Origin of the sequence: Streptomyces sp. DH10, assembly GCF_029813805.1 — a bacterium.
In the GTDB taxonomy this organism is placed as follows: Bacteria; Actinomycetota; Actinomycetes; order Streptomycetales; family Streptomycetaceae; genus Streptomyces; species Streptomyces coeruleofuscus.
In genome coordinates this window covers 76767-89253 of the sequence record NZ_JARVKU010000016.1, presented here as the reverse complement: position 1 = coordinate 89253, position 12487 = coordinate 76767, and the positions used below count along the sequence as shown (strand labels likewise).

The 12487-nt window shown below is 69.0% G+C and carries 10 protein-coding genes; 4 read left to right on the top strand and 6 right to left on the bottom strand.

What is annotated here, in order from left to right:
- The first annotated feature begins 6 nt into the window (after positions 1-6).
- Positions 7-1335, top strand: coding sequence for a hypothetical protein (locus tag QC385_RS29090; protein ID WP_279544364.1), 1329 nt, complete (start codon positions 7-9; stop codon positions 1333-1335).
- 97 nt (positions 1336-1432) lie between these two features.
- Here QC385_RS29090 and QC385_RS29085 read toward each other — a convergent pair whose 3' ends face one another.
- The 4 genes from QC385_RS29085 to QC385_RS29070 are packed head-to-tail and all read right to left on the bottom strand — an operon-like array spanning position 1433 to position 5116.
- On the bottom strand, positions 1433-2299 hold the full coding sequence (locus tag QC385_RS29085) for a sugar phosphate isomerase/epimerase family protein (protein ID WP_279544363.1): 867 nt from the start codon (positions 2297-2299) through the stop codon (positions 1433-1435).
- Positions 2296-3132 (bottom strand): alpha/beta fold hydrolase, encoded by an 837-nt coding sequence (locus QC385_RS29080; protein ID WP_279544362.1) that lies wholly within the window; start codon positions 3130-3132, stop codon positions 2296-2298. Before QC385_RS29080 ends, QC385_RS29085 begins: the two co-directional genes overlap by 4 nt.
- A gap of 21 nt (positions 3133-3153) precedes the next feature.
- The gene (locus QC385_RS29075) at positions 3154-4230 is read right to left on the bottom strand and encodes a class I mannose-6-phosphate isomerase (protein WP_279544361.1); all 1077 of its coding nucleotides are present in this window, start codon (positions 4228-4230) and stop codon (positions 3154-3156) included.
- A gap of 43 nt (positions 4231-4273) precedes the next feature.
- Positions 4274-5116: an SDR family oxidoreductase gene (locus QC385_RS29070; protein WP_279544360.1), complete on the bottom strand. Its 843-nt coding sequence runs from the start codon at positions 5114-5116 to the stop codon at positions 4274-4276.
- A gap of 198 nt (positions 5117-5314) precedes the next feature.
- Between QC385_RS29070 and QC385_RS29065 the strand changes: the two genes are divergently transcribed.
- Positions 5315-7039, top strand: a complete 1725-nt coding sequence (locus QC385_RS29065) for an NAD-dependent malic enzyme (protein WP_279544359.1) — start codon at positions 5315-5317, stop codon at positions 7037-7039.
- Between the two features lie 191 nt (positions 7040-7230).
- Complete coding sequence (locus tag QC385_RS29060) at positions 7231-7584, top strand: cupin domain-containing protein (RefSeq protein WP_279544358.1); 354 nt, start codon at positions 7231-7233, stop codon at positions 7582-7584.
- 17 nt (positions 7585-7601) lie between these two features.
- On the opposite strand, the gene QC385_RS29055 is transcribed toward QC385_RS29060, so the two are convergent.
- Positions 7602-8774, bottom strand: a complete 1173-nt coding sequence (locus QC385_RS29055) for an epoxide hydrolase family protein (protein ID WP_279544357.1) — start codon at positions 8772-8774, stop codon at positions 7602-7604.
- Positions 8775-8877: 103 nt separating this feature from the next.
- Here QC385_RS29055 and QC385_RS29050 point away from each other — a divergent pair, with 103 nt between their 5' ends.
- Entirely contained in the window at positions 8878-9456 is a 579-nt protein-coding gene (locus tag QC385_RS29050) for a CGNR zinc finger domain-containing protein (protein WP_279544356.1), read from the top strand.
- A 146-nt stretch (positions 9457-9602) separates the two neighbouring features.
- Here QC385_RS29050 and QC385_RS29045 read toward each other — a convergent pair whose 3' ends face one another.
- Positions 9603-11036 carry a non-reducing end alpha-L-arabinofuranosidase family hydrolase gene (locus QC385_RS29045; protein ID WP_279544478.1) on the bottom strand — a complete coding sequence of 478 codons (1434 nt, stop codon included), beginning with the start codon at positions 11034-11036 and terminating at the stop codon, positions 9603-9605.
- Positions 11037-12487: the final 1451 nt, after the last annotated feature.

Here is a 12487-nt window from a genome sequence, read left to right as displayed (position 1 = left end):
GACTTGATGAGTACCCGCGCAACCCGCGCAACCCGCGCAACCCGCGCACAAGGTTCCGCCTCACGCGGCATCCGCGTGGCCACCGCGTTCGCGGCCTGCGCCCTCGCCCTCACACCGTGGGCCGCGCAGGCGCAGACCGAGACCGAGCCAACGGCACAGACGCCCTGGAAGCTCGCGATACCGCTTTCCGAGACGGATGCGAGTGTCTTCATGGATGTCGACGCCAGGCACAGAAACGACGCCTGGGCGGTCGGCAGGAAGACGGACGACTCCTTCTCGGCGGCCCCGCTGGCCAGACACTGGGACGGCAAGCGGTGGAGCGACGTCCCGCTCGCGGCGACCGGAGGCAGGCCGGCACAGCTGGACGCGGTGGCCGCCTCCGGCCCCGACGACGTCTGGGTCGCCGGGACCTACACCGACGTGGAGATCGCCGCCAACTCCTCGGCCCGGCTGCCGGACCGCCTGGCGGACCGTCTCTCCGACGCTCCCGCGGACCGGTCCCGCGGCGGCGCCGCGCGTCCCGCGGCCGCCAGCCCGATCGTGCTCCAGCACTGGGACGGCACCCGATGGAAGCGGGTGCAGCGTCCCGCACCCGCCGAGGGCTGGATCCGCTTCGTCGGCGAACTGACCACGCTGGGCCGGGACTCCGTGTGGCTGACCACCGTGGACTGGAACCCGGTGACCGGTGCGTACGCCGGGAAGCTGGAGCAGTGGGACGGCCGTACGTGGCGGCAGACGGCCCTTCCCCCAGCACCGGACGGCAGCCCGGTGGAGCCCTGGGACATCACCGGCACCGGCCCCGACGACGTGTGGGTCACCGCCCAGGCCGGTTCCGACGGCACCACGACGCCCCTGCTCTACCACTTCGACGGCCGGCGCTGGACGGTGGACACCGTCCCCGTCCCGTACGAGTACGGCGCCGGCTGGGTGGCCAACCACGTCGTGACGACGAAGCGCGGCACGGTCCACGTGTTCGGCAAGACCAACGACCCCGGGGTGGCCGACGGACTCCTCGCCACGCGCTGGGACGGCCGCACCTGGCGGCCGGTGCCCACGCCCGGCGTCGAAGAGGTGAGCGCCGCGGGCACGGACGGCTCGGGAACGGTGTGGGTCACGGGCTGGCCGGTGGGCGGTAGCCATGCGGTGCTCTCCCGCTGGAACGGCGCCTCCTGGACCGACGAGGGGCTCCCGGAGGAGATCTCGGCCCGGGTGGGCAGCACGCTCCTCGACCTCGACGGTGTCCCCGGCACGCGCGCCGTACTGGCCGTGGGAGACGTCGCCTGTGAGAGCACGACGGGCGGGTGCGGTCTGGTGCTTTCGCGAGGGATCGGCTGACGGGCGAGCCGGCGGGAGGCGGGCTCGAACCGGACCGTGGCCTTCGCAGGGACTCCCGCAAGGGGCTGACGACCCGGACGCCCGCTCCCGCCCGCGCTCAGCCGGCCCGCCAGGCCGCCTCGAGGGCCGTCCGGTTGGCGCGCAGAAGCTCGTCCAGGTCCGTCTCGTAGAGCGAGTCCGGCACGTTGTCGGAGAAGATCTCCAGGACGCAGGGGCCGCGGTAGCCGACGCTGTAGGCGGCGTGCAGCAGCCGGCCGACCGGGATGTCGCCGGTGCCGACTCCGCGCCGGTCCATCCGCGAGCGGGGTGTGCGCCAGTCGCTGGCCTGGAGCAGGAACAGACGGTCGGGGGCGTCCGCGAGGCGGGGGACGAGATCCGGGTCCTGCCACAGGTTCCACAGGTCGAGGCAGACGCCCACGTTCTCCCGGTCGACCTCCTGGACGATGTCGAGCGCCTGCCCGTAGGTCCAGATGGCGGTCTCCGCGTTGAGCAGGACGGGGTTGAGGGGTTCCAGCGCGATGCGTACGCCGTGGTCGGCCGCGATGTCCGCCAGTTCGCGGTGGTGGGTGACGACCTGACGGATCGCCTCGTGCAGGTTCCCGTCGGGCGCCGGCCCGGTGTTCGTGACGAACACCGCGCCCGGGGCGAACGGTGCGATCAGCTCCACGCTGCGGCGGAAGCGGTCCAGCCGGTCGCGCCGGGCGGCGGGGTCCGGCTGGGTCTCGCTGGGGAACACGGTCCGTACGAGGGGCTGGACAGAGCTGACCGGCAGTCCCGCCTCGGCGACAGAGGCGAGTTGGGCCTTGGCACGGTCATGGTCGTCGTCGAGCTTGGTCTCGCACAGCTCGATCGCCTCGACGCCGAGGTCGGCGTAGTGCGTCAGGTCCTCCTCGAAGGACCAGGGCATGGTGGTGAACTGGTTGACGCCGTAGGGGAAGGCGAACGGAGGTGTGGGGCTGTTCATACGAGCACCTCCGTGTCGGTCTCGCTGCCGGTCAGGAAGCCGGTGACCGTCCGGTGGAACTTCTCCGGCTCGTCGAAGAACAGCCCGTGGCCGCTGTGCTCGAAGAAGACGGTCCGGGCTCCCGGGAGCGCCTCGCCGACCCAGGCGGGGCCCTGCCATGGGAAGACCTGGTCCTGACGTGCCACCAGGACCAGGCTGGGCAGCCGGATCGTGGGCAGCAGGTCGCGCCAGTCGTGGCGGGTGTGGTCGGTCATCAGCGCGTTGCGTGCGTACGGGGGTGACTTGGCCATCTCGGCCAGCAGCAACTCCCGCTCCTGCGGGGTGGGTTCGCCCTCGAAGACGGTGTGGATCTGGTCCTCGTCGAAGGCCGGGGGATCGCAGGTGAGCTGTGTCCGCAGGGCGGCCAGGGAGGGTTCGTCGTAGCAGGTGGCGTGCGCGTGCGGCCAGTCCGGTGCGTAGTACTGGCGCGGTGCCTGCTCGACGTACACCGCGCGGGCCAGGCGGTGGCTGCCGAACAGTTCCAGATAGCTCCAGATGACCGGGCAGCCCAGTGACCAGCCCAGGACGGTGACGTCGCGCAGATCGAGTTCTTCGAGGAGGTCGAACAGGTCCTTGGCCAGCCTCGACACGCGGTAGCCGTGGCGGGGTTTGCCGGACTCGCCGTGGCCGCGCAGATCGACGGTGATGACGCGGGCGTGCTCGGCGAGGGCGTCCAGATTGCGGGTGAAGAAGCGGCCGCTGAAGCCCCAGCCGTGGATCAGGACGAGAGGGGGACCGGTGCCCTGTTCCTCGTAGTGGACGGTGACGTCGTCGCTGGTGGTGATGGTGCCCATGGGTCTCCTTCTGCGTGCCTTCTACCTGAGTGGGCCGGTGAGGCCCTCACCGAGCGCGGCCACGGCGGCGGCCCCGTGCCCGGCCGCGAGCAGCGGCGTGCGGATGTCCTGTTCCAGGTCGGGCAGGTAGCCGATGAGGACGTCGGCGGGCCCCTGGATCCGTACGCGGCCCAGCGCGGCCGGCAGCAGCAGGCTCCGGGCCCGCCCGAGCCGCTCGGAGTGGCCACCGGACTCCACGATGACCGGGTCACCGGCGTTGCTGACGACCAGCGCGGTGGAGAAGTCGTGCACCAGCGGGGCGGTGGTGCACGCCCGCCACCGCTCCAGCGCGAAGTACGGGCCGGCGCACAGCACCGTGCGCTCCACTCCGTCGTCGACCTGGACGCTCAGGCCGGACTGGAACTCGGGGCGTGGATCGGGACGCCACTCGTCGAGGAGCCGCCCGAGGTTGGTGTGCCACTCCTCGTCGTCCAGTTCCGAGCCGTCCTCCATGTGCCGGCGCATGGCGTGCTGCTGGATGTCGGAGGTCTGCTCGATCTCGTAGACGAGGGTGCCGGGGCCGAAGCTGTGCAGGGTGCCGCCGGGCACGTAGACGGTCTGCCCGGCCCGCACCGGAAGCCGGCGCATGACCGCGTCGAAGTCCTGCGCGAGCAGGGCCCGGTGCAGTGTGTCCCGGTCCACACCGGCCTTCACCCCCACCAGGGCGGTGGCTCCCGGGGCCGCGTCGAGGACGTGCCACGCCTCGGTCTTGCCGTGGGGCTCGTCCTCCAGCCGGCGCGCGGTGTCGTCGTCGGCGTGCAGATGGACCGGGAGGGTACCGGTGCCGTCGATGAACTTGGTCAGGACCGGGAAGCGCGGGCCGCGCCACCCGCGCCCCACGAGTTCGTCGGGGTGATCCTCGACGAGCCGGCGCAGCGTGCGGCCGGCCAGCGAGCCGTCCGCGACCCGTGCTCCCTCGCCGTCCACATCACTGACCTCCCAGGTCTCGGCGACCGGGCCGTCGGGCAGGCCGGTACGGCCCAGCCGTTCGGTGAGGGCCCGGCCGCCGAAGACGTGCTGCTTGACCGGGGTGGTCAGCCGCAAGGGGTACCAGTCCACGGTCACTCCTGATTCCTGATGGCGAAGCTTTGCTGACGGAATGTCAGAGGATGGGCTGGCCGCCGGTGACGGCGATGCGCGCACCCGAGACGTACGCGGCCTCGTCCGAGGCGAGCATGACGTACACGGGGGCGAGTTCGGCCGGCTGTCCGGCACGCCCCAGCGGTGTCTGGCCGCCGAAGTCCTCGACCTGCTCGGGCGGCATGGTGGCGGGGATCAGCGGCGTCCAGATGGGCCCCGGGGCGACGCTGTTGACCCGGATGCCCCGCTCGGCGAGCGACTGGGACAGGGAGCCGACCATGTTGGCGATGCCCGCCTTCGTCGCGTTGTACGCCAGCAGGCCCGGCGGCGGCGAGTCGGAGTTCACCGAGGTGGAGGCGATGATCGACGCACCCGACTTCATGTGCGGCACGGCCGCCTTGCAGAGGTGGAACATGGCGCTGAGATTGGTCGCCAGCGTGTGGTCCCACTCCTCGTCGGGGATCTCCTCGATCGAGTCGCGGAACATCTGGAACGCCGCGTTGCTGACCAGGACGTCGATGCGGCCGAACGCCTCGACGGCCCGGGCCGCCACCTCCCGGCAGTGGGCGGGATCGCTCAGATCACCGGGCACCAGAACCGCCTCGCGGCCGGCCTCCTCCACCCAGCGCGCCGTGTCGCGGGCGTCGTCCTCCTCCTCGTCCAGGTGCGAGAGGAGCACATCGGCGCCCTCGCGGGCGTAGGCGATCGCGACGGCCTTGCCGATACCGCTGTCACCACCGGTGATCAGGGCTTTCTTCCCGGCCAGCCGACCTGATCCGCGGTAGCTGTGCTCACCGTGGTCGGCCTTGGGCCGCAGGTCCGCTTCGGTGCCCGGAGGCTGCTGCTGTTGGGCGGGCTTGGACATGGGGAAATCCCCCTCTTCTCTCATCGCGGGGATCGCTGCACCGGCTGGAGGCGGTAGCGCCGCCGTACCCGAACGAAGGGCCGCGTCAAAGTACGGCAAAGGGATGGGCGCCGGTGCGCCTGTCACGCCGACCGGGGTACCCGGGGCGCTTGGCCGGAAACCAGCCCCTACGGCAGGCGTACGACGCAAGGAGAGCCGATGGCCCCGCCCCGCAACCGTGCACAGGACGACCACCAGGGGAGGGGGCAGAGCCGCCCCGGGAAGGGTCGCCCCGGGAAGGGCCACACCGTCCGCGGGCAACCGGACGGGCGCGCACTGCTCACGGACCCGCTGAGCAACAAGGGCGTCGCCTTCACCCAGGAGGAGCGGGAACGCCACGGCCTGGTCGGGATGCTGCCGCCCGCGGTGCTGTCGCTGGAGCGCCAGGCACGTCGCGCCTGGGAGCAACTACAGGCACAGCCGGACGACTTGGCGAAGAACGTGTACCTGGAGCAGCTCCACGACCGCAACGAGGTCCTCTACTTCCGGCTGCTCTGCGACCACCTCACCGAGTTGCTGCCGATCGTCTACGACCCGACCGTGGGCGAGGCGGTCAAGCGCTACAGCCACGAATACCGGCGCCCGCGCGGCGTCTACCTCTCCATCGACCGCCCCCAGGACATCCGCCCGGCGTTCCAGGCGCTGCACCTGGGCCCCGACGACGTCGACCTGCTGGTGGCCACCGATGCCGAGCAACTCCTCGGCATCGGCGACTGGGGCGTCGGCGGCATGCAGCTCGCGGTCGGCAAGCTGGCGGTCTACACCGCCGCCGCGGGCATCGACCCGGGGCGGGCCGTCCCGGTGATGCTCGACGTCGGCACCGGAAACCAGGCACTGCTCAACGACCCGCTGTACGTCGGCAACCGGCACAACAGGGTGCGCGGCGAGGCGTACGACTCGTTCGTCGCCGCCTTCGTGGAGGCGGTGGGTGAACTGTTCCCGCAGGCGCTGCTGCACTGGGAGGACTTCGGCCCCGGCAACGGCCGCCGCATCCTCCAGCGGTACGGCGAGAAGATCTGCACGTTCAACGACGACATGCAGGGCACCGGCGCGATCACGCTGGCCTGCGTCATGAACGCGGCACGGGTCACCGGCACGCCCATGCGGGATCAGCGGATCGTGGTCTTCGGCGCCGGGACGGCGGGCGTGGGCATCGCCGACCAGCTGCGCGACGCCATGGTCCGCGACGGACTGGATCACGAGGAGGCCACCCGCCGCATCTGGTGTCTGGACCGCCAGGGCCTGCTGCGGCAGTCCACCGAGGGACTGCGCGACTACCAGCAGCCCTACGCGCGACCGGACGACGAGTGGCCCGACGACAGGCCGGCCGACCTGCCGACCGTGGTGGACCACGTGCAGCCGACCGTGCTGGTGGGAACCTCCACCCGGCACGGGGCCTTCACTCAGGACGTGGTGCGCTCCATGGCCCGCCACGTGGACCGGCCGGTCGTCCTGCCGCTGTCCAACCCGACGGAGAAGATCGAGGCCATGCCGGAGGACGTGCTGCGGTGGACCGGCGGCAAGGCCCTGGTCGCCGCCGGCATCCCGGTGCCTCCGGTGGAGCTGGACGGCACCACGTACGTCATCGGCCAGGCCAACAACGCCCTCGTCTACCCGGGGCTGGGGCTGGGCGCCGTGGTGGCCCGCGCCGAGCGGATCACCGACGGCATGCTCCAGGCCGCGGCGGAAGCCGTCGCCGGCCTCGCCGACCTGTCGGAACCCGGCGCCCCCCTGCTGCCGGAGGCGCGGAACCTGCGCACCTCCTCGGCCGTGGTCGCCACGGCCGTCGCCCGCCGCGCCGCCGAGGAGGGTGTCGCCCGGGCCCGCCTCGACGACGTGATCCAGCAGATCCAGGACGCCATGTGGCAGCCCGAATACGGCTGACGGGGACGGTGCGGGAGCCGCGCTCGGTGGTGGCTGACAGACGTCCGGGCCTTGCAGCGCGCTTGACACACCGTCCGAACATCGTGCCCGGAACGGACAGATCACGCGTGGGCTCCGTGCGGGGCGTCGGAGATATTCGATGGACCGGTGATCGCCGAGGTCGCCGATACCGAAACCCATTGGGGAAGAGCATGTCGCTCCTGAAGACCATCGATACCGATCCCTCCTTCGCGCCCCGCGAGTCCGGCCCGCTGCCGGAGCGCCTGATTTCCGGCGACCCGGCGTACAAGACCTGGGCCCAGGACTCCGCGCGCGGGGAAACGATCAATACCGGTGTCTGGGAAGCCACGCCCGGCGAGACGCGCTCCATCAAGGGTGAGGTCTTCGAGTTCTGCCACATCCTTTCCGGCGTCATCGAGATCACGCCGGAAGGTGGCGAGCCGGTGGTCTACAAGGCAGGCGACAGCTTTGTCATGAAGCCGGGCTTCGTCGGTGTCTGGAAGACCATCGAAACCGTGCGCAAGATCTACCTGACCGTGTCGTAACGCCGGTGCCGCAGGGTTCACCGATGGGCGGACAGCACTGCCGCGAGGCCCTCTCGCAGATCTCTGACGAAATACTCGGGAACCTCCAGCGACGGGAAGTGTCCCCCCATTTCAGGCGAGTTCCATCGGACGATCTGCCGGTACCGCTGCTGTGCCCAGGGCCGCGGACATTTCTCGATGTCGCGGGGATACATACTGATCGCCGACGGGACGTCGACCCGGAGTTCGGGGTCCAGCGAGTTGTGGCTTTCGTAGTAGATGCGGGCCGACGATGCGCCGGTCCGCGTCAGCCAGTACAGGGTGACGTTGTCGAGAACCCTGTCTCTTGAGATCCTCTCGAACGGGCTGTCTTCGGTGTCCGACCACTCGGCGAACTTGTCGAGGATCCAGGCGAGAAGCCCGACCGGTGAGTCGACGAGCGAGTAGCCGATCGTCTGCGGCCGGGTCGCCTGCTGCTTCGCGTACGCCGCGCGGTGGCGCCAGAAATCGCGGGTTTCCTCGGTCCACTTGCGCTCGACGGCCGTCAGCCCGTCCGTTGTCAACCCGGGCGGCGCCTCCGCGAACAAGGTGTGAATGCCGAGAACGTGCGCCGGGAACCTGCCGCCGAGAACCGTGGTGATATTGCCTCCCCAATCGCCGCCGTGGGCTGCGAACTTGCCGTAGCCGAGCCTTCCCATCAGCTCCACCCAAGCGGCCGCGATCTTTTCGGTTCCCCACCCGGTGACGGTCGGCTTGTCGCTGTAACCGAAGCCTGGTAGCGACGGGGCCACGACGTGGAACGCCGGCGCGTCTGCATCTTTCGGACCCGCCAGCTCGTCCACTACATCGACGAACTCGGCAATGCTGCCCGGCCAGCCGTGCGTCAAGAGCAGAGGAGTGGCATCCGCGCGCGCGGATCGGCGGTGCAGGAAGTGGATTCCCAGATCATCAATGGTCGTGCGGAACTGTCCGATACGGCTGAGGCGCTCTTCGAACGACCGCCAGTCGTACCCGGTGCGCCAGTAGTTCACGACATCGACGAGGTCGGCGAGCGGAACGCCCTGTTCCCATCGGCGAGGGCCGGGCGCGGCGCGATAGACCGTCTCGGCCTCCGGCAGTCGCGCCGCGGCCAGCCGCGCGCGCAGATCGTCGAGGTCGGCGTCGGTTGCGTGGGCTTCAAATGCTTGCACGTCGCTGGTCGGACGGGGCATGGGACCTCCTGGCCGTCGCGGAACCGGCTGCGAACTATCGCGAACCGGCTTAGACGGTTCTACCACGCCTTCATCCCGACATGGAACCTGCTAAGGTGGTTCCATGCGTACTGGGTTCCCGGACTTCCGCCTCGGCAACGTGCTGGCGACCAGCTTCACGGGGACTCTGTCGGAGCGTCATGGCAACGCTGTGGAGCGCATTCCCACGCCGCAGCGACTCGCCGACTGGCTGGCGGTGAGCGGCCTCCCCGTGGACTCCTGCACCACTGCCCAGCTCGACCTCGCCCGGGAACTGAGGGAGTCGATTCACGCCGCCGCGACAGCGGCCGCGCTCCAGGACGCTCTCCCTGCGGCTGCTGTCCGAGTCATCAATGACTTCAGCGCTCAGGGTCGGGCCGCGGCGATCCTGACGCCCGAGGGCAAGCGGCGATGGCGGCTCAGCTCGGCTTCCTGCGTGGAAGATGCCCTCAGCGTGATCGCCGCCGACGCGATCGGCATCATCGCGGGCGAACGAGACGGAAAACTGGCCTTGTGCGCATCACCGACCTGCCGAGCAGCCTTCTTCGACACCAGTCAAAGCCGCACCCGCAAGTGGTGCGACATGAACACGTGCGGGAATCGTCAGAAGAAGGCGCGCTTCAATGCCAACCAGGCCGGCAAGCGGATCCCCGGTGCGTCATAGGGCTTCGGTCCGTACCCACGACGACAGTCCGCGAAAGAGCGGAACCCCAGCCGGGACGCGGCTGGGGTTCCTCGATGCGGTGAGGATCGGTCGAGCGCCTGCCCGTAGGTCCGGATGGTGGTGGCGCTCACCGTGGATCAGGCGGGTCAGCGCTGGAGGGTGAGCAGGCCCGGCCGGTACGGCAGTTGCAGGTAGCCGGTGCCCGGCGGTGTGTCGGGGGAGTGGCCCTGGTAGAGGAATCGCAGGTTGCAGGGGTCGATGGTCATGGTCTGGTCGGGGTTGTCGCGGACCAGGTCACCGTGGCTGATGTCGTTGGTCCAGGTGGCACCGCTGTTGGCCTTGCCCGCGAAGGGGTTGCTTTCGGTGGCGGCCTGCGGGGTCCACGATCCGTTCAGGCTGGAGGCCGTGAACGAGCGGAAGAAGCGCTGCTCGGTCGCACCCCGGGCCTCAACGATCATGAGGTACTGGTTCTGGCCCTGGACCTTGTAGACCTCCGGCGCCTCGAACAGGTTCTTCGCCGTGTCGCTCATGACCGTCGTGTACGACGAGCCGAAGCTGCTGGGGAAGTTCCCGAGCGGCATGCTCGACCTGTAGATCTTGCCGTTGTCATCGGCGAAGAACAGGTACATGTTCTGGTCGTCGGCGATCACGGTCGGATCGATCGGGGTGCCTCCCGAGCCTTCGGGGAGGCTGCCGGTGAACAGCGGCTGCGGGGCGGACCAGCCGTTGGGGTTGGTGGGGTCGCTGGACGTGCGGTAGGCGAAGGGCCATGCGGTACCCCACCCATTTGAGACCAGCACCCAGATGTTCTTGGTCGAGAGGTGGAACAGCTTGGGCGCCACCGCGAGCTGGTTCATCCCGGTCTGGGTGGTCGTCGCCATGTCCGACCAGTTCGTGAACGGACTGAACGCCATCGAGCCCCACGACGATCCGTCGGAGGTGGTCCCGTAGACCAGGTGCCTGCCGTTGTACGTCACGGTGGTGAAGTCCTTCAGCGCGACCCAGCCGTTCGACGGCTGCGCCAGCGGACCAGTCGAGGTCCACCGGTAGGTCGACGGAAGAGCACACGTGCCGCCCGGCCCGGACGGGCCGGTCCACTTCTGGTTGCTGGCGCCGTTGCACGACCAGATCTGCACCGCCGTGCCGTTGGCCGTACCGCCGCCCGAGACGTCCAGGCACAGCCCGGACTGGACGCCCACGATCGTGCCGTCGGAGTTCACCCGCCACTGCTGGTTCGCACCACCGTTACAGGTGTAGATCTGCACCCGGGTCCCGGACGTGGTGGCGTGGCCCGGGACATCCAGGCACTTGTTGCCGTACACGGTCAGCTGGTTGCTGTCCGTCAGCGTCCACTGCTGGTTGGTTCCGCCGTGGCAGTCCCAGACATGCACGTTCGAGCCGTCGGTCTGGCTGAAGCCCGCCACGTCGAGACACCGGCCGGAACCAACACCGCGCACGGAGCCGCTGGTGGCCGCCTGAGCCGGGCCGGCGACGAGCAGCGCCGCCAACGCGGCCAGGGCCGCGACCGCGGCGGCGAGCACCGCGGAAGGACGTCTGCGGCTGAAACTACGTCTGCGCATAAGGACCTCGTCATCCTTGAGCAGGCGGCTCCGGTATCCCCCGTCAGAGGCGGTCCGGATGCCGGTGGGGTGCGACCCCTGGATGTCCGACATGCCGAACAAGGGTCGAAGTGTCGAGCAACTGGATGATAGGGATCCTGTGATCAGCGTCAATACCTCTCGCACAATTCGCGAGCCGAAACGTTCGCTGCTGAACCAGGCGGCTTCAACTGCCGTGGTTGACGGGTCTTCGGCGTTTTCTCTGGTCTGGTCGGTCTGTGGCCCACCAGCCGAGGCCTGTGGTAATGCTTCCTCATGGAACCTGTCAGCTTGGCAGTCAAAGGCGTCAGCGTGCTCCTCGGTCTGGGTAGGACTTTCCACCAGCGTCGACGGAAGCTTAGAGTTACGGTTCACCGTGGGTATTTCGTCAGACCGGCTTCCAGCGCTAGTACGCCAATTACTGCTTCGCCGCCTGTTACAGGTGCGGGGTCCGCTGACGGCGCAATCGAGCCATCCCCAGAGCAATTTTTTATCAAGATGACCAATCTTTCACCGCAACGAGAGCTGGAGGTTACGCATCTCTGGTTCGAGACGCAGCCTCGCTATGACTACATGAGCACAGAGAGGCCTCCGCCATTCCGGTTGCGCCCAGATGAAACCGTTGAAGTCTGGGTGGCGGTCTCAGAAGTCGCACACCGCGATAAGCTTGAATATCAGGTACGCGTTCGGCTCTCGAATGGAAAGGTTGTGAAATCTCGAGTAGATAGAAAAATACCTCCCATGGGTCTCATTTCCGGTAGAGGGATTTCCTAGATCTCGGTCGTCTGCAAGCGAAGCTGACGGGCTCCCGCGTACTGGGAGTTCGATCGAGCGGCTCTCATACGGCCCTCGCAGTCCTACCTGCATGGCGTGTGCGGTCACTCGTGGAGGCATGCGAGCGCGCCGGGCAGTCCTCGGAGAAGGCCGCGCTGATCTATCAGCGAGTCACCGTCCGGAAGGCTCGGGAGGAGGCTGTCCAGAAGACCACCGAGAAGCGTTCTGGCACGGATCTGGCACGGCCAGTGGTCACAGCGGACAGCAAAACGGCCCAGGTCGCTCTGGGCACGACCCGGGCTCCGAGGGGCGGAGAGTCGCGCTCGGCGGCTGACGGTCGTCCGAGCTCCAGAAGCGGTCGCTTGCCGAAGGCGACGTTGCAGGAGCATACGGCAAAGGTTCCAGCGGCAAATTCGGACGCGTCCTGGCCAAGACCGGCCCCGCGACCGCATCCAGGCCGTGATCTTCGCCTACGACCTCGGACTCGTCCGCCTGGCCGCGCTCGCGGCGGTGCGGGATGGCCATGCCGGTGCCCGGGTAGCCCCCGCCGAGTCCGTACGCATGTGACGTTTGAGCATGCAGGTGCGCTGGGTGTTGGGGGCGGCCTGTGGCGGCTGTGCTCAAGTCACGGGAAGTGGGGGATGAGGGTGGCTCTGCGT

Bases quoted from the DNA above. Each gene is read 5' to 3' on its own strand.
- QC385_RS29080 (WP_279544362.1), bottom strand. From the start codon at position 3,132: ATGGGCACCATCACCACCAGCGACGACGTCACCGTCCACTACGAGGAA.
- QC385_RS29065 (WP_279544359.1), top strand. From the start codon at position 5,315: ATGGCCCCGCCCCGCAACCGTGCACAGGACGACCACCAGGGGAGGGGG.
- QC385_RS29055 (WP_279544357.1), bottom strand. From the start codon at position 8,774: ATGCCCCGTCCGACCAGCGACGTGCAAGCATTTGAAGCCCACGCAACC.
- QC385_RS29085 (WP_279544363.1), bottom strand. From the start codon at position 2,299: ATGAACAGCCCCACACCTCCGTTCGCCTTCCCCTACGGCGTCAACCAG.
- QC385_RS29060 (WP_279544358.1), top strand. From the start codon at position 7,231: ATGTCGCTCCTGAAGACCATCGATACCGATCCCTCCTTCGCGCCCCGC.
- QC385_RS29050 (WP_279544356.1), top strand. From the start codon at position 8,878: ATGCGTACTGGGTTCCCGGACTTCCGCCTCGGCAACGTGCTGGCGACC.
- QC385_RS29070 (WP_279544360.1), bottom strand. From the start codon at position 5,116: ATGTCCAAGCCCGCCCAACAGCAGCAGCCTCCGGGCACCGAAGCGGAC.
- QC385_RS29090 (WP_279544364.1), top strand. From the start codon at position 7: ATGAGTACCCGCGCAACCCGCGCAACCCGCGCAACCCGCGCACAAGGT.
- QC385_RS29045 (WP_279544478.1), bottom strand. From the start codon at position 11,036: ATGCGCAGACGTAGTTTCAGCCGCAGACGTCCTTCCGCGGTGCTCGCC.